14 protein-coding genes are annotated in these 15,521 nt (G+C 68.8%); 3 read left to right on the top strand and 11 right to left on the bottom strand.

Annotated elements, in window-relative coordinates:
• Positions 1–139: 139 nt before the first annotated feature.
• Entirely contained in the window at positions 140–1,867 is a 1,728-nt protein-coding gene (locus RDU24_RS09210; protein ID WP_308735453.1) for a bacteriohemerythrin, read from the bottom strand.
• A 216-nt stretch (positions 1,868–2,083) separates the two neighbouring features.
• Between RDU24_RS09210 and RDU24_RS09205 the strand changes: the two genes are divergently transcribed.
• A complete protein-coding gene (locus RDU24_RS09205) occupies positions 2,084–3,544 on the top strand; it encodes a cation-efflux pump (protein WP_308735452.1) in 1,461 nt (486 codons plus the stop codon).
• Between the two features lie 8 nt (positions 3,545–3,552).
• Here RDU24_RS09205 and aroC read toward each other — a convergent pair whose 3' ends face one another.
• The 8 genes from aroC to aroL all read right to left on the bottom strand — a co-directional run bounded on the left by aroC (position 3,553) and on the right by aroL (position 11,144).
• Positions 3,553–4,611, bottom strand: a complete 1,059-nt coding sequence (gene aroC / locus RDU24_RS09200) for a chorismate synthase (protein ID WP_308735451.1) — start codon at positions 4,609–4,611, stop codon at positions 3,553–3,555.
• Positions 4,612–4,640: 29 nt separating this feature from the next.
• The gene (locus RDU24_RS09195; protein WP_308735450.1) at positions 4,641–5,798 is read right to left on the bottom strand and encodes an HprK-related kinase B; all 1,158 of its coding nucleotides are present in this window, start codon (positions 5,796–5,798) and stop codon (positions 4,641–4,643) included.
• Positions 5,795–6,724 (bottom strand): GAK system ATP-grasp enzyme, encoded by a 930-nt coding sequence (locus RDU24_RS09190; protein ID WP_308735449.1) that lies wholly within the window; start codon positions 6,722–6,724, stop codon positions 5,795–5,797. The genes RDU24_RS09195 and RDU24_RS09190 overlap by 4 nt, the downstream gene beginning before the upstream one ends.
• Before the next feature lie 10 nt (positions 6,725–6,734).
• Positions 6,735–8,384, bottom strand: coding sequence for a PhoU domain-containing protein (locus tag RDU24_RS09185; RefSeq protein WP_308735448.1), 1,650 nt, complete (start codon positions 8,382–8,384; stop codon positions 6,735–6,737).
• 5 nt (positions 8,385–8,389) lie between these two features.
• Positions 8,390–8,662, bottom strand: coding sequence for an amphi-Trp domain-containing protein (locus RDU24_RS09180; protein ID WP_308735447.1), 273 nt, complete (start codon positions 8,660–8,662; stop codon positions 8,390–8,392).
• Between the two features lie 23 nt (positions 8,663–8,685).
• Entirely contained in the window at positions 8,686–9,843 is a 1,158-nt protein-coding gene (locus tag RDU24_RS09175; protein ID WP_308735446.1) for a hypothetical protein, read from the bottom strand.
• A 35-nt stretch (positions 9,844–9,878) separates the two neighbouring features.
• The gene (locus tag RDU24_RS09170) at positions 9,879–10,484 is read right to left on the bottom strand and encodes a GAK system XXXCH domain-containing protein (RefSeq protein ID WP_308735445.1); all 606 of its coding nucleotides are present in this window, start codon (positions 10,482–10,484) and stop codon (positions 9,879–9,881) included.
• Between the two features lie 126 nt (positions 10,485–10,610).
• Positions 10,611–11,144, bottom strand: coding sequence for a shikimate kinase AroL (aroL, locus tag RDU24_RS09165; protein WP_308735444.1), 534 nt, complete (start codon positions 11,142–11,144; stop codon positions 10,611–10,613).
• A 198-nt stretch (positions 11,145–11,342) separates the two neighbouring features.
• On the opposite strand from aroL, the gene RDU24_RS09160 reads away from it, so the two are divergent.
• Positions 11,343–12,356: a DUF933 domain-containing protein gene (locus RDU24_RS09160; RefSeq protein WP_308735443.1), complete on the top strand. Its 1,014-nt coding sequence runs from the start codon at positions 11,343–11,345 to the stop codon at positions 12,354–12,356.
• Positions 12,357–12,410: 54 nt separating this feature from the next.
• Positions 12,411–12,680: a ferredoxin gene (locus RDU24_RS09155; protein WP_308735442.1), complete on the top strand. Its 270-nt coding sequence runs from the start codon at positions 12,411–12,413 to the stop codon at positions 12,678–12,680.
• Between the two features lie 219 nt (positions 12,681–12,899).
• Here the strand turns inward: RDU24_RS09155 and RDU24_RS09150 are convergent, their stop codons facing one another.
• Together RDU24_RS09150 and RDU24_RS09145 are read right to left on the bottom strand one after the other, a co-directional pair.
• Positions 12,900–14,861 carry a FapA family protein gene (locus RDU24_RS09150; protein WP_308735441.1) on the bottom strand — a complete coding sequence of 654 codons (1,962 nt, stop codon included), beginning with the start codon at positions 14,859–14,861 and terminating at the stop codon, positions 12,900–12,902.
• Between the two features lie 5 nt (positions 14,862–14,866).
• The gene (locus RDU24_RS09145; RefSeq protein WP_308735440.1) at positions 14,867–15,451 is read right to left on the bottom strand and encodes a type I restriction enzyme HsdR N-terminal domain-containing protein; all 585 of its coding nucleotides are present in this window, start codon (positions 15,449–15,451) and stop codon (positions 14,867–14,869) included.
• Positions 15,452–15,521: the final 70 nt, after the last annotated feature.

The following is a 15,521-nucleotide window of genomic DNA, read 5'->3' as shown; positions in this document are numbered from 1 at the left end:
TTTCGTTTACAATTTCTTTGCCCAATAATATGCTGGCATAATTCACAAAAAATAAGGCGAAAGGGCTTCCCCAGGATTCTCCTGGAGCAGCCCTTTCGGCGTGAAGGATGGGAGGGGGCAGCGCCCCCGGGGGCACGTTTTAGCGGATGCCCTTGCTGTTCAGGAACGCGCTGTACTTCTTGTCGGTGCCCTGGATGTGGCCGATGAGCCAGTCCTTCAGGAAGCGCATGATCTCCATGGTCACCTTGGCCTTGCCGCTCTTCAAGCCAGCCTCGAACTCCAGCACCTGCTGCACCAGCTTGCGGTGGTATTCCTTGTGCTGAGCCGTTTCCGGGTAGCCGTAGCGGTCGAAGTATTCCTCTTCCTGGCCGAAGTGCTTCACGGTGTATTCCTTGAGGCGTTCCACCACGCCCACGAGGACGGCGTCGGACTTGCGCGAGCGCATGGCCGCGTGCAGCTCGTTGATGAGGCCCAGGAGCACCTTGTGCTGCTCGTCGATGAGGCGGATGCCCACGGACAGGTCGTCGCTCCAGGTCATGAGCTTGTCCGAGGCCACGGCGGCGAGCTTGCCGCTGGCCATGCCCTGGATGATGGAGTCCAGCTCCTCGGTGAGGCCGGAGATCTCGACCACCACGCGGGTGGAGCGCTCGACGCTGTCGGCGGTCTGGCGGGCCACCTGGTTCACCTCGGCCACGGAGCGGTTGATCTCCTCGCTGGTGGCGGACTGCTCCTCGCTGGCGGTGGCGATGGAGGCCACCTCCATGGCGGTCTCCTGCACGATGTTGACGATCTCCTCCATGTAGTGGCCGGATTCCTCGGCCACGCGGGCGCTCTCGATGATGTCGGAGGCGGCGGCGTCCACGGCCACCACGTTCTCCCGCGCGCGTTCCTGGATGCTGCGCACGGAGTCGCCCACCTGCTTGGTGGCGGTCATGGTCTTCTCGGCGAGCTTGCGGACCTCGTCGGCCACGACGGCGAAGCCGCGCCCGGCGTCGCCCGCGCGGGCGGCCTCAATGGCGGCGTTCAGCGCCAGCAGGTTGGTCTGGTCGGCGATGTCGGAAATGACCCCCAGCACCTGGCCGATGCCCTCGGCCTGTTTGCCCAGGGTGGTCATGGTCTCCTTGAGGGCCAGGATGCGGTCCTTGACGCGCTCGATGGAGCCCACGGCCTCGCGCACGCCCTTGGCGCCGGTCTGGGCGTTGCCTTTTGCGCGGTCGGCGCTCTGGGCGGCGTCGCCGGTGTTGCGGGCGATGTCCAGAATGGCCTCGTTCATCTGCTCCATGGCCAGGGTGGTGGCGTCCACGCGCTCGGTCTGCACGTGCACGTCGCTGCCCACCTGCTCCATGTTCGAATTCAGTTCGCGCACGGCCCCGAAGATGCGGTCGGCGGATTCCTTGGCCTTGGCCGAGGCGGCGCGCATGTTTTCCAGCAGCTCGGCCAAGGCCGTCTCTTTTTCACGGCTCTCGGCCAGGGCGGTCATGGTGGCGGCGGCCTCGCGCTCGGCGTGGGCCTCTTTCTCCCGCGCGACCTCGGCGGCCTTATTCAGGTTCTCCACCAGGTTGCACAGGGCCTCGCGCAGGATGGCGAACTCGGCGGGCATGGGCAGAACCGGACAGGCGGCGGGCTTGCCCACGGCGATGCCCTGGGCGTAAGCGCGCAAGGCATTGAGCGGCAGCACCAGCTGGCTGTGGACGGTCAGCAGCAGCGCCCCGGCGCCGAGCATGGCCAGAGCAAACAGCCCGCACCGCAGGGCAAACGAGCTGTCCGGCCAGAAGCCGGTGACGAACAGGGCGCTGGCCGCGCCCACGAGAACCAAACCGGAAACGGCAAGCCTGGTCTTGATGCTGGACGAACTTTGCTGAGGCATATTGGCTCCTTGCCGATAATGGTAGCGGCGCGCGCCGTGGAGGTCGAGTGATGCAGGCACGGTCGGAATCCCGCGCATGATTATCATATCCTATCGTCCATCAGCAGACAACGCTTAAGGTGGAGGTGTTGGTACCGGAAAGATTCTGCACGGCGCGGGGCGAGCGCCCGGCCAGACGCATTGACGGGCCGGAGCGCCTTGCCATATTCTCCATAAATGGTTGAACTGCCGCATGCAAACGACGCCCTGGCCGCGAAGGAAAAAAACAGCGCCGCCCTGTCCTCGGTGTTCGCCGCGCTATTGCTCACGGGCATGAAGCTCGGCGCGGGCCTGTACACCGGCAGCCTGGGCATCCTGTCCGAGGCCGCGCACAGCGGGCTCGACCTTGTGGCCGCCGGGGTCACGCTGTTCGCGGTGCGCCTCTCGGCCGTGCCGCCCGACGCCAAGCACCCCTACGGCCACGGCAAGGTGGAGAACCTCTCCGCCCTGGCCGAGACGGCGCTTTTGCTGCTTACCTGCGTCTGGATCATCTACGAAGCCGTGGACCGGCTGTTCTTCCACCCGCGCGAGGTCGACGCCTCGCTCTGGGCCGTGGGCGTCATGGTGGTGTCCATCGTGGTGGACTTCTCGCGCTCGCGCATGCTCCTGGCCGCGGCGAAAAAGCACAACAGCCAGGCCCTTGAGGCCGACGCCCTGCACTTCTCCACCGACATCTGGTCGTCCCTGGTGGTGCTTGCCGGGCTGGGCGCGCTGGCCCTGGCGGACCATGTGGCCCCGGACTCCGCGCTCAAGCCCTGGCTGCTGCGGTCCGACTCCCTGGCCGCCCTGGCCGTCAGCGGCATCGTGCTCTGGGTCAGCTGGAGGCTCGGCGCCCAGGCCATCGACGTGCTGCTCGACGCCGGGGTGCACGAGGCCTCCGGCCGCATCGAGCGCGCCATGCTGGCCCTGCCCGGCGTCACCGGTGTGCGGCGGGTGCGCGTGCGCGCAAGCGGGCCGGCGAGCTTCGTGGACATGCGCCTGCTTGTGCAGCCGGGGCTCGACGCCGACGAGGCCCACCAGGTGGCGCGGGAGGCGCGGGAGGCCGTGCGCGAGCTTTTGCCCGGCGCGGACGTGATGGTCGAGGTGAAGCCGCAGGAGGAAGGGGCCAGCGGCCTGCTTGAACGCGTGCGGGCGGTGGCAGGGCTCTCTGGCCTGGGCGCCCACGACATCCAGGTGCGCCAGCTCGACGAGGGGCTGAGCCTGGACCTGCACGCCGAGGTGCCGGGCAGCTTGAGCCTGGCCCAGGCCCACGCGCGCGTCACGGACATGGAAAAGGCGCTGCGCCGCGAGCTCGGGCCCGTGCTCAGCGTGGTCACGCACATCGAGCCCGAGGGCGCGCACCCCGCGCCCATGCCGGAGCATGGCGAGGCGGCCCAGGAGCTGCGGCAGGCCATCGCGGACATCGTGGAGGAGACGGACGGGGTGTGCGACATGCACCAGCTGACGCTGCACCGCTCCGGCGCGCGCTTCGGGGCGTCGTTCCACTGCCGCATGCACCCGGAAACGCCCATCACCCGCGCCCACGACCTGACCGTGGAGCTGGAAGCCTCGCTGCGCGCCCGCCTGCCGGAACTGGTCCGCGTGACCATCCACATGGAGCCGGACGTGATGACCCCGGACCTGCCGCCGGTGGTCTAGAACCAGCCCTACCTTCCCAGCCGCCTCTGCAGCAGCACGAAATCCGCCAGGGTCAGCATGGCCATGGCCTTCAGCACCGGCACGATGCGCGGAATGGCGCAGATGTCGTGACGTCCGCCGACGTTCAGGCGCACGGCCTCGCCCTGGCGGTTCACGGTCTGCTGCTCCTTGGCGATGGACGGGATGGGCTTGACGTAGGCGCGCACCACGATGTCCTGGCCGCTGGAGATGCCGCCCAGGATGCCCCCGGCGTGGTTGGAGACGAAGCCCTCCGGCGTGATCTGGTCGTTGTTCTCGCTGCCGAGGCGGCAGGCCGCGTCCGCGCCCGCGCCGATCTCCACGCACTTCACCGCGCCCACGCCCATCAGCGCATAGGCCAGCCGCGCGTCCAGCTTGTCGAACACCGGCTCGCCCAGGCCCGCGGGCACGCCCGTGGCGCGGATCTCCACCACGCCGCCCAGCGTGTCGCCCTCGGCCTTGACGAGGCGCACCCGGTCCTCCCAGGCCGCCACCACGTGCTGGTCCGCGCTGAAAAAGGGCCGCGACAGCGCCCCGCCGAAGTCGCGCAGGGTGGCCGGAATGCCGCCCAGCTCCACCGTGGCAGCCTGGACGTGGATGCCGAGCGCCCCGAGCAGCTCCTGGGCGATGGCGCCGCCGGCGACCCGGGAGACCGTCTCGCGCCCGGAGGAACGCCCGCCGCCCCGGTAGTCGCGCAGGCCGAACTTGGCGTCGAAGGTCAGGTCCGCGTGGCCGGGCCGGTACACGTCCTTGATTTTCGAGTAGTCGCGCGAGCGCTGGTCCTGGTTCTCCACCAGAAAGCCGATGGGCGTGCCGGTGGTGACGCCCTCGAACACGCCGGAGAGCAGGCGCACGGCGTCGTCCTCCTGGCGCGCGGTGGCGGCGATGCCGCCCTGGCCGGGCTTGCGCCGGTCCAGCTCGGTCTGGATGACGGCCTCGGACAGCGGGATGCCGGGGGGACAGCCGTCCACAACGCCGCCCACTGCCGGGCCGTGGGATTCGCCGAAGGTGGTCAGTTGAAACAGGGTGCCGAAGGTGTTGCCGCTCATGTGGTACCGTCCTTATGCTTGCTGGCGCCTCAGGCGCTCAGAAATTCCTCGCAGGCGACTACCGCCGCCTCGAAATCCGACCCGCCGGTGAGCTCCAGCGCGGGAACCCCGCCAAGGGCTTCCAGGCACTGGGCGCCGGTCAGGGGGGCGGCGGCGATGGCCCGCGGCAGATAGAACACCCCCGGCGGCTTGCGCAGGGCCTCCAGCAGGTCCAGCCGCTCGGCCAGGTCCACCCGCCGGGCGCGGACAGTCCCGCCGCCGTGCCTCCAGTTCAGCACCACCACCCCGCCCAGGGGCGCGGCCAGCCGGAACCTCCCCGGCCCGAAGCACGTGTCGATGCTCGCGTCGTACTTGTCCTCCACCGCGCGCAGGGCCTCGGGCGAGAGGTCGGCGTAGGCGGTGCGGGCGGACTCGGGCAGGGCACAGGACAACGATGCCGCCAGGGCCGGGTTGCCGAGCGCCGTGCCGGGGTTCAGGCGCGGGTGCTTGGGGATGCCGTGCAGCACCGGCCCGCGGCCCTCACCGGCGGGCTGTCCGCCTGGCTGGAAGAGCGCCCGGTCGTTGCTGACGAAATCCAGCCCGCGCGCCACCAGGTGCAGGGCCAGGGTGGACTTGCCCATGCCCGCGAACCCGCACAGGGCCAGCCCCCGGCCAAGCGCCCCCGGCTGCGCCACGCCCGCCGCGTGGCCGAGCATCCAGCCCTGGGCCAGCCGGCGCTCCATGTACCGCGCGCAGAGGAAATTCACCAGCTGGTTGCGGTTGGCCGCGCAAGGGCCGACTGCGATATTGGCGGCGATGTTGTCCGCGACTGCGCCAAAGAGAAAGAGCATGCCCGTGGCCTGCTTGCGCACCACGCGGCCCCCGCCCCCGGCCCCCGGAACGTCGGCGAAGCGCTCCTTGTCCGGGCGCTTGCCCGGCGCGGCGGGCTTGATGGCCAGGGCCACGGGAGGCTCCTGCACCGGGGCCTCCAGCAGCAGGAACTCCAAGTCTGCCGGGCCGTCCGCCGGGGCGGCCTCGGCGAAGCCTCCGAAATAGCCGCGCAGGTCGTCCACCACGGCCTGGTCGTTGCTGCGCACGTCAAGGGTCAGCTCCTCCAGGCGCAGGCGCAGGCCGTGGCGCGCCGGATAGCGCCCGGCAAAGCCCCTCGCCAGCTCCGCGAAGTCCCTCTGAACCGGCGGCAGGCTCACGCCGGGCGCTCCTGGCCCAGCAGCTTCAGACGGCGCAGCGCGTGGGCGGTGAACAGCTCGGCCACGTCGATGCCGCAAGCCTCCTTGAGTCCCTTGAACCCGCCAAAGGCCGACACCTCGAAGACGTAGGGGCCGCTGTCGGTCAGGGCCACGTCCACGCAGGTGAAGTCCAGGCCGAAGGGTTGCCGGGCGCGGTCGGCCAGGGCGATGATCTCCGCTGGCGGGTCGAAGGCGGCGTAGCGGCCGCCGCTCTCGGTGCTGGTGCTCCACGACTCCCCCGCCCCCGGCTGCTTGCGCCGGGCGTAGGTGCCCAGGTACTCCGCGCCCAGGAAGCACACGCCCAGGTCCTGGCCGCGCAGGTCCAGCGCCTGCTGGATGTACATGACCCTGTTGGAGGCGTGGAAGCGCTCCAGCACCACCCGCGCCGCGTCCCGGCCCTGGGCGGCGGCGTCCAGCAGGACCATGCCGCGCGCCTTGGACGTGAACAAGGGCTTCAGCACGGCGCGGCCATAGCCCAGCACCGCGTCCAGGGCGCAGTCCACGTCCTCGGCGATGGTGGTGGGCGGCAGGGGCAGCCCCGCCAGCGACAGGGTCACGGAGCAGGACAGGCGGTCCACCAGGCGCAGGATGAGCGAGGGATCGGAAAAGCAGGGCACGCCGCGCCCGGCCACGAAGCGCAGCAGCTCCAGGCGGTCGAGCATGTCCGGCGAATACTGGGGCGCGGCCTTCTTGATGAACACGGCGTCGAGCCGACAGAGGTCCACGGGCTCCTGCCCGGGCCCGGCGCAGAACACGCTGCCCGAGGCCATATCCAGCCGGGCCGAGCCCAGGTCCAGCAACAGGCGTCGGCCCGTGGCGCGGGCCACGGCGTCGGCCAGCGCTTCCGACGACCAGCCTCCGGGTATGCCGATGACAGCGATGCGCATCCCCGGCCCCCTAGGCGAACAGCACCGGCCTGGGCAGACGGTAGTCCTCCCAGGGCTTGCCCGTTTGCGCGTGCTCCGCCAGCCCCTCCATGAGGTAGTGGGCGCGCAGGTTCATCTCCCGGGCGAAGTCGTAGTTGAGCTCGAAGCGCGTGCTGGTGAACAGCGAGCGCACCAGCCCAAGCGACAGCCGGGCCTGCCAGGTGCCGTCGCCGATGTCGTCGGCGAAGACGTGCGCGTGCGCGTGGAACGAGGAGATCATGTGGTTGATGCGCCCGCGCAGGGCCGGTTCGAAGATGGGCATGCGGAAGAAGGACACCAGGAACACGGCCACGTCCTCCACCCAGTCGCCCCGGTGGGAGCGGTGCAGGTCCACGTAGTGCACGCGCGGGGCCGAGTGGTCGTAGACGATGTTGTTGGCGTTGAAGTCGCCGTGCAGAAGCACCGTCATGGGCGCGGAGAGCGCGGGCTCGATGTCCCGGCAGGCCTGGAACAGCTCCTCCGTGGACGGCAGGCGGACCTGGCCCAGGGCTTGCCGCTTGCGGAAGAAGTCCGGGTGCACGTGGCGCACGGCCGCGAGCCGCCCGTCCAGCTGGCTCATGAAGCCCACGGGCTGCGGGCCGCGCTCCAGGGTGGCGCGCCAGATGTCGCCCACGGTCTGCTCGAAGACGAAGATGGCGTCCTCCAGCACGTCCCAGGCCGCCGTGAGCACCACCTCGTTCCAGGTGCAGCCGGGCAGGAACTCCACCAGCATGGAGGCGCCGTCGCCGTCCTCGTTGTAGCTGAAGATGCGCGGCCCGGTGCCGGGCGAAACCTTGGCCCAGAACTCGATGTTCTCGCGCTCGCGCCGCATCTTCTTCAGGTTGCCTTCCTTGAAGATGCCGCTCTGGGCAGGGTCCGGGGCGGCGTCACGCGGGCTCACCCGGCCGATGCGGCAGCCCGAGCGCGTGCCCCAGATGGACCGGAAGTCGATGTCGCCCACGTCGCCCTCGAAGCCGGACTGGGACAGGTTCTGCTGCAGGGCCTGGAACTGCTCGATCTTGATCTTCTCGCCGATGACCGAGAACAGCAGCGCCTCGCCGATGTTCAGCAGCGAGTCGCCGATGCGCTCCAGGTAGCGGAAGATGAAGATGGCGGTGATGCTGTTCTCCACCTCGCGCCCGCGCCGCAGCTCGTTCATGAAGTGGTCGAAGGCGTCCTTGTAGAGCCGGTCCAGCTCGAACTCCGCGCGGCAGATGCCGAGCGCCCCGGCCACCTCGGCCCGGGAGCGCACCTCGAGGATGCGCGAGAGGCTCTCCTCGATGATGTCGAACAGCGGGCCGGGATCGCGGCGGGCGAGCAGGTTCTTGTCGTGCAGGTAGCGCACCTGCCCGGCGATGTTCACGCAGTAGTCGGCGATGCGCTCCAGGTTGCCGGAGATGATCTGCAGGCCGCGGATGCGGTCGATGTCGCGCTTGGACAGCCCGCGCTCAAGGTGGATCTTGGAGAAGCACTTCTCCTCCACGATGTTCTTCAGGTTGTCGATGTAGTCGTCGCGGGAGACGACCTTGTCGTAGCCCTCGTGGCTGGGGGCGTGCAAAAAGGCGCGCGTCTCGCTGACCTGGTTTGTGACCTCAAGCACCAGGAAGCGGAAGTTCTCCTCGATACCCTCGAGCGTGAACATGGCGGCTAGGCCTTGATGCTCAGGGTCTCGCCGGACCTGGGCGCCTCGTCTTCGGGGCACTTCCAGGTGATGGCCAGGGAAAGCCTCCCCTCGCCGCCCCGGCGACGCGCCTTCACCGTGAAGTTCAGAAGCCCGGCGGGCTCCAGCACGAACTCCTCGGCCCCGGTGGTCACCACCAGGCGGCCCTTGTCCAGGCCCTCCATGACGGCCTCAAGGTATTTGCGGATGCTCGCAGCATCCTGCACGGATTCAAAGACAAACCTCTGGTCGTGGCCCATGTGGTCCCCCCGATATGGCTGCGCTAGCCGTCGAGCCGCGCGGTGTACTCTTCGATGACGCGAACCCTGTCCATGTCGGCCACGATAAGCTTCTTGCCGATGGACAGGTCGTCCCAGGCGGGCTGCAGGCCGATCTCGCGCCTGGTCTTGGACGAATTGCCGTTGCCCGGGGCCAGGGTCTTCTCGCCCATGTGGGTGTCGTCGCCCATGAACACCAGCATGCGCCGGGCGGACGGGCCGCGGCGCCGGTTCTTCTCGTGCAGCACGTTGATAAGGAACTCGGTGTAGCGCTGTGACTGCGGATTCCAGACCTCGTAGCCGTCCACGTCGTATTCGGCCAGCAGGATGGGCCAGAACTGCTCCGGGTGCGGGATGACCACCCCGCCGCCGAGCGCGCGCGCCTCCTCGATGAACTCCGTGGTGCGATAGAAATAGGTCAGCGGGAACTGGGCCTTGACGAGCTGCTTCACGGCCTTGAGGAAGACCTGGGCGCGGTTCACCAGGCGGTCGTCCAAAAGCGTCCGGTAGCCGTCCACGAAGTTGCGCACCAGCTTGTTCTTGAAGGCGTCCTTGGGCAGCGCGCCGCCATGCTTTTCCACCAGGGCCGAGAGCTTGCGGCAGAGCAGCCGGGCCAGGGCCACGATCTCCTCCTCGGTGCCGGTCTCGCGCGCGCTGGCGGCCAGGATGGCGTCGTCCTCGCCGGTGACGGCCTTCAGGTAGTCGTGAAGCTGGGTGGAGCGGTAGTCCAGGGTGTGCGCCAGCATGCTCTTGAGCACCCCGGCGTTCTTCAGGCGCTCGGTGCGGAAGTGCAGCAGGATCTGCACCTTCTGGTTGAACCCGCGGGAGTAGCAGTCCGCCTCGACCCCGGTGTACTGGCCGTACTCCATGAGCTCGTTGTGCTGGGTGGGGATGATGAGCTGGGTGCGCATGGCCGGGTAGGTGGCCTCGATGCGCGTGCGGATGAGCTCCATGGGCACGAACTCCGGGTGCCAGTGCACGGCCAGCACGGCCTCCTGATTGGGCTGCACCACTGCGGGCGTGACGATGCGGGCAACCGCCGCCTCGTCCATCCTGGTGGAGGTGATGGCCGCGAACAGCCGCTCGTCGGCCTCGGTGACCTCCGGGGTCAGGCTGTGCGCCGCAGCGGGGCTTGCGCCGTGTCCGCAGTCGTCTGGCTGCATGTGCTCTCGCTCCTTTTTGACGGAACCGCTTGAAATCAACGGAACTGGGCGTGGCAGGCGGACTTGCGCCGGCTCAGCCGCTCCAGGGCCGCGGCCAGGGCGTCCGCGTCGCGCGCGGAGATGGCCCTGCGCAGGGCCTGGCAATCGGCCAGGAACGCCGCGTTGGCCGGAGCCAGCTCGGTCAGGACAGCGCCGCTCACCGGCTGCTCGCCCTGGGCCATGAGCTCGGCCAGGCTCAGAAAACTCTCCACGACCTCCGGCCCCGGCAGGCGGCCCTCCCGCGCCAGCGCCTGCATGGCCTTGAAGTCGGCCTGCATGCTCTTCTTGAGCTGGCGGTACTTCTCGCGCGAGGCCAAGACCTTGGCCTTGTCCCTGCCCGCGGGCTCCTGCGCGGGCGCGGCCTTGGGCCGGGTGGGCACGCGGACCTCGTGGGCGCGCTTGGCCTTGAGCTTCAGGCTGAGACCCTTGTCGTGGCGCTCGGCCACGAGCACCAGCTTGCGCAGCTCGGCCACGGGCAGGCCGTCGAGAGCCCCGGTGGCCTGGCCGGTCTCAAGAGCCTGGGCCAGCTCGCGCAGGAATTCCGGCAGGCCTGCGGTCAGGTCCTCAGGGCCGAACTCGTGCCCCTTCTTCCATGAACCCATCGAGACTCCTTCGCCCTGCCAGGCTTGCGGGCCTGGCGGCGCTCTCCACCAGATGCCATGCTACGGGATTCGCACGGCCCTGGCAACGGCGCTAGCGCGTTTCGTCCGCGCGGCCCCAGGTCCGCCCTAGGTCCGGCCCTCCAGCCTGTCGATCTCGGCCAGGGCCTCGGTCACCAGTGCCTCCAGGGGCTGATCCGCCCGGAGCACCACCCGCGCGCAGCCCAGGTACAGGGGCTCGCGCTCGGCCAACACCTGGCGCACCTCGGCCGCGATGCCCGCGCCGGTGAGCGAGGGCCGCTGGTCGTGGCCCGGCGCGCGCTCCAGGCGCTCGGCCAGCACCTCGGCCGGGGCCTGGAGGTAGAACGCGCGGCCCGTGAGGAGCATCTCGCGGTTCTCCTGGCGCAGCACAATGCCGCCGCCGCAGGACACCACCTGGCCCGTGAACACCGCCACCTCGGACAGGACGAGGCTCTCGGCCTCGCGGAAGGCCTCCCAGCCGCCCTCGGCCACGATCTCGGCCACGGTCTTGCCCGTGCGCAGGAGCACTCGCTGGTCCGTGTCCACGAAGGGCCGCTTGAGCCTGGCCGAGAGCCTGCGGCCCAGGGTGGTCTTGCCGCTGGCCCGCGCCCCGATGAGAAAAATGTTCGCCTCGCCCGACATGGGTGTCCCCCTCGCTGTTTCGTGGGTGGATACTACGGCAATTCGCGCCGGTATTCAAACGCGCAGCCGCCCCCAGGCCGGGCTTGCATCCATTCCGGTTCCTGCCTAGAGTGACGCCCCTGCGGCCCCCAGCGCCAAGCAACGCGCCGCAGACCGCGCCAGAAATCGCGCCGAACATCGACAACACAAGGATCACTCATGAAAACCGCCATCTTCGGCTTTTCCGGCTCGGGAAAGACCGACATGTTCGCCGCCCTCTCGGGCGAAAAGGCCGCAGCCGCTGGCAACCGCGCCATGGTCAAGGTCCCGGAGCCGCGCCTGGAGCCGCTCATCAAGCTCTTCAACCCGAAAAAGGTCACCTTGAGCGAGATCGAATATCTCGACGTGCCCGGCGGCGGCGGCAAGGGCCACGGCCTCGGCGAAAAGGTGCTGAACGACATCCGCCCCTACGACTGCCTGCTGTGCGTGCTCGACGCCTACTCCGGCCTGGCTGACCCCAAGCAGCAGTACGGCGCGGTGGAGGCCGACCTGCTGGTGAGCGATCTGGCGGTCATCGAGAAGCGCATGGACCGCATGGCCAGCGACAAGAAGAAGAACAAGGACCTGGTGGACACCAAGGAAGAGGAATGCCTGGCCAAGGCCCGCGCCCTTCTGGAGGACGAGAAGCCCCTGCGCGTGGACCCGGCTCTCTGCAACGAGCCCTGCATGCGCGGCTACCGCTTCCTCTCCGCCAAGCCCATCCTCTACACCTGGAACATCGCCGAGAAGGACATGGGCAACTACCCCCTGCCCGCCGACGGCCTGAGCCAGATGCACATGGCCGTCAGCGCCCGCCTGGAGCGCGAGCTCGCCGCCATCGAGGACCCCGAGGAACGCGCCATGTTCCTGACCGACCTCGGCCTCACCGAGAGCGCCCTGTCCATGGTCATCTCCCGCACCTACAAGCTCCTCGGCCTCATGAGCTTCCTCACCGCCGGGCCGCCTGAGGTCCGCTCCTGGCCGGTGCGCGTTGGCGCCACCGCCCCCGAGGCGGCAGGCGTCATCCACACCGACTTCCAGAAAGGCTTCATCCGCGCCGAGGTCATCGGCTACGAGGACTTCCTCAAGGCCGGCGATTTCAAGAAAGCCAAGGAGCTGGGTCTTGCCAGACTTGAGGGTAAAGATTACTATGTGCAGGACGGCGACATCATAGAGTTCCGTTTCAACGTCTGATGCTTCCGGCCTGCGCCGCCCCGGAAGTGTCGCAAGACCTTCGGAGGCCAGGCCATGCAACAGTCAGCCACACAGCAAAACGCCCCGCAGCAGACTCCGACCGATGAGGCCGCGACGCTTCACGAGGTCCTTGTGGACCGTTCGGAGTGCAACGCCTGTTCCGGTTGCTGCGACATTTGCCCGGACATCTTCGAGTGGGACGACGACATGGGCAGGCCCAGCCTGAAGCGCCAGTTCGCCACCCACGACGAGGTCCGTGAGGCCATCAGCCTGTGCCCGCGCCGCTGCATCACCGCCGAGGGCTGGACCGAAGAGTTCTACTAGCTCGATCCCCTTGTCTGCGACGGGCGGGCGATGTCCAAGCCCCCTCGCCTGCCCGTCGCATGCCCCCCGATCCCCCATAGCGCCGAACGGGCTGTCTCAGTTTTCCGCTGAAACAGCCCGTTCGGCTTTGGCCTGACCACGTAAGATCGCCCCGCTTCTTCATCTCTCACTTGAATTCTTCCCAAAAGGAGGCCACCGCGCCCAGGCGTGAGGGATCCTCTACAGGGTGGTGGTGACGATTTCCTTGTTTTGCACGTCCCAGGAAAAGACGCAGTTGGTCAGCGGCCTGTCAACGTAGAGCGAGCGGCCGCCCATCTTGATGCCCACGCCGGGGTAGGCGGTGCCGTGCACGATGATGCGCGCCGAGGACACGCGCTCGAGATGTTCCTGGGCCAGTTCGGCCAGCCTGCGCTGGATCTGCTTGATGCGCGACTCGATGCCGTCGCGTCGGGCCAGCAGGTCTTCGGCCTCGGCCCGGCGCTCCGCGCGCAGCCGGGACAGGGCCGTGGCGCCGTCGCCCTCGCCCACCACGAACATGGCGCGGTCCTTGAGCGCCTTAAGCTCGCGCAGCTCCTTGATGAGCGCCGATATTTCAGGGGTCTCGTGGCTTAAGGCCAGGGTGGTGACCATGCCGCGCTCGTTCCCGGCGTCGAACACCTCCACGCCCCTGGCGCTGACCACCGTGCCACCCATGATGCGGCCCTTGGGGTCGCTCACGCGGAGGAACCCGCCAGCGGTGACGCGGGAGCCCTTGTTGGTCTTGCTGCCCACCATGGACAGGGCGATGGTGACGTCGCCGCCCGCCTGGACCATGGCGTTGTGGGTGAAGGCGGCGCTGACGTTGCCCCCGGCCTCCACATAGGCGGCCTCCTCCCCGGACATGAAGATGCCGCCGCGCACGATGACATCGCCCCCGGCGATGACGCGCGCGCTTTCCACCATGCCTTCCACCAGCACCTGGCCCGGCACCTCGACGGTGAAGCCAGTGCGCACGGTTCCGCCAACGCACAGGGAGCCCTGCTTCAGCTCGATGTTGCCTGTGCCGTAGTCCACGTCGCCGGGGATGCTCAACAGCTCGGAGACGTCCAGGCTGCCCTTGCCCGCCAGCACAACGCCGGGGATCTTGGCGCGGAATAGCGCGCCGTTCTCCAGCGCCTCCACGTTCTTGCCGGTCTGGATGCGCAGGGCCGCGCCATCGCGCGCCGGGACCACCGCGCCGGTGACATCCCGGCCAGGCACGCCCTTGGTGGGCTGGTGCAGGCGGCCGATGTCCTGGCCCTGCTCCACCACCTGGAACAGGCTGCGGTGCCGATAGTCGATGCGCGCGTGCTCGTCCGGGGGCTCTGCGCAGGCCCGCTCGCCGCAGGTGAGCTCCAGGCGCGCGTCCTTGCCGTGGACCGGGGCCTGGCCCCGCGCCACCACCACGTCCTGCACCGGGGCGTAGGCCTTCTGTGCCTGGGCCAGCCCGTCTGTGAGCGCGTCCATCAGGATGCCGAAGTTCACGCCCTGCCCGGCCAGGGCCTGGACCATGGCCTCGGGCGTGACCGTGCGTCCCTGGGCGTCCCTGGCGTACAGCGAGGCCGTGGCCTCCAGCTTGTCGGGGGAGAGGCGAACCAGGGGCGAAAGCTCTATGCGGTCTTCCGTGACGCGCACCACGCCAGCCAGTTGCGCGATGAGCATGCCCTCGCGGTCCTTGGTCATGCCGGACGACACGGCGAGCACGCGCGGCGGACGCGGGTCGGGCGGCGGCACCACGTTGCCGGCCACGTCCAGGCCCCGCTTGGCGGGCACGGCCTCGTGCAGCCTGCCGATGACCTGGCCGGGAAATGTCGGCAGGCCCGGCGCGCCGGAAAGCTCGATCCAGGCGTCCTGGGCGTTGCGGGGGCGCTCACCGCGCGCGATGACGATGTGGCTGGCGTCCTTGCCGGACAAGAGCAGCCTCACCACCTCCTCCGCGTGCTCCACGTCCAGGGGGGCCGTGATGCCCGTGTCGCGCAGGGCCTTGCGCAACAGCTCGACGCTCAGGGGCTGCCCCGCGCCTTTTGCGGGAACGTAACGGCTCACGCCCACCTTCATGCGGTCCGGCGAGCCACCGAAGCGCAGGGTTGCGTCAGCGTCGGCCTCGGCCGGTTTGTCGCCGGTCCTGAGGTGTAGCTTGTCGAGGAAACTCTCGCTTGCCATGGCGGCTATTTCGCGCTGCCCTTGGGCGGAACGCGGCAGGATTCGCTGCAGCAGGTGCCGTAGAGGAAGCCGTTGTAAGCGTGCAGGATGCGCTCCTCCTTGCGGCGGCGCTCCTCGGACAGGGGGACGCGGCCAGTGGCGGCCTCGATGGCGGCGTCGATGGCGCGCACCGCGTCCCAGGTGGGGATGGCGCGCACGCCGGTGGCGGTGCAGTCCCCGGTGGCGGTGTCGAGGATGCTCGCGCCGATGGAGTCCGAGGCGATGGCCACGGGCACCGGCCCGCCCGGAAACAGCCTGGCGCAGCTCACGGTCTCGCGCTCGAAGCTGCCCACGTCGCCCGCGCAGAAGATCACCAGCAGGAGCGGGCGTCCGGCCTCATCATACGCAACCAAATCGATGTGCCTGCCCGTGTCCTCGCCATCGATCTGGAACACCAGCGGGACCTTGGCCTTCAGCGACTGCTTCGGGTAGCCCTTCTCCTCAACAAGGAACTTCGCCAGGGCCTGACGAAACTCCTCGTAGGTGGTTTCCTCGATGCTCTCGCCGCTCAGGTAGTCGGTAAGCATGCCGCCGAGGCTGACTTCGTGCATAACGCCTCCAGGGTTCTTGAATCACGCTAACGGCTTGGGGCGGGAAGTCAAGAGGCGCAACAAAAAAGGC

Origin of the sequence: Humidesulfovibrio sp., assembly GCF_031082295.1 — a bacterium.
Lineage (GTDB): Bacteria > Desulfobacterota > Desulfovibrionia > Desulfovibrionales > Desulfovibrionaceae > Humidesulfovibrio.
The sequence above is the reverse complement of the archived record's forward strand: the minus strand, read 5'-3'. Positions and strand labels throughout refer to the sequence as shown.

Excerpts from the sequence above, each read along its gene's own strand:
- RDU24_RS09210 (WP_308735453.1), bottom strand. The coding sequence starts at position 1,867 with ATGCCTCAGCAAAGTTCGTCCAGCATCAAGACCAGGCTTGCCGTTTCC.
- RDU24_RS09205 (WP_308735452.1), top strand. The coding sequence starts at position 2,084 with ATGGTTGAACTGCCGCATGCAAACGACGCCCTGGCCGCGAAGGAAAAA.
- aroC (WP_308735451.1), bottom strand. The coding sequence starts at position 4,611 with ATGAGCGGCAACACCTTCGGCACCCTGTTTCAACTGACCACCTTCGGC.
- RDU24_RS09190 (WP_308735449.1), bottom strand. The coding sequence starts at position 6,724 with ATGCGCATCGCTGTCATCGGCATACCCGGAGGCTGGTCGTCGGAAGCG.
- RDU24_RS09185 (WP_308735448.1), bottom strand. The coding sequence starts at position 8,384 with ATGTTCACGCTCGAGGGTATCGAGGAGAACTTCCGCTTCCTGGTGCTT.
- RDU24_RS09180 (WP_308735447.1), bottom strand. The coding sequence starts at position 8,662 with ATGGGCCACGACCAGAGGTTTGTCTTTGAATCCGTGCAGGATGCTGCG.
- RDU24_RS09175 (WP_308735446.1), bottom strand. The coding sequence starts at position 9,843 with ATGCAGCCAGACGACTGCGGACACGGCGCAAGCCCCGCTGCGGCGCAC.
- RDU24_RS09170 (WP_308735445.1), bottom strand. The coding sequence starts at position 10,484 with ATGGGTTCATGGAAGAAGGGGCACGAGTTCGGCCCTGAGGACCTGACC.
- aroL (WP_308735444.1), bottom strand. The coding sequence starts at position 11,144 with ATGTCGGGCGAGGCGAACATTTTTCTCATCGGGGCGCGGGCCAGCGGC.
- RDU24_RS09160 (WP_308735443.1), top strand. The coding sequence starts at position 11,343 with ATGAAAACCGCCATCTTCGGCTTTTCCGGCTCGGGAAAGACCGACATG.
- RDU24_RS09155 (WP_308735442.1), top strand. The coding sequence starts at position 12,411 with ATGCAACAGTCAGCCACACAGCAAAACGCCCCGCAGCAGACTCCGACC.
- RDU24_RS09150 (WP_308735441.1), bottom strand. The coding sequence starts at position 14,861 with ATGGCAAGCGAGAGTTTCCTCGACAAGCTACACCTCAGGACCGGCGAC.
- RDU24_RS09145 (WP_308735440.1), bottom strand. The coding sequence starts at position 15,451 with ATGCACGAAGTCAGCCTCGGCGGCATGCTTACCGACTACCTGAGCGGC.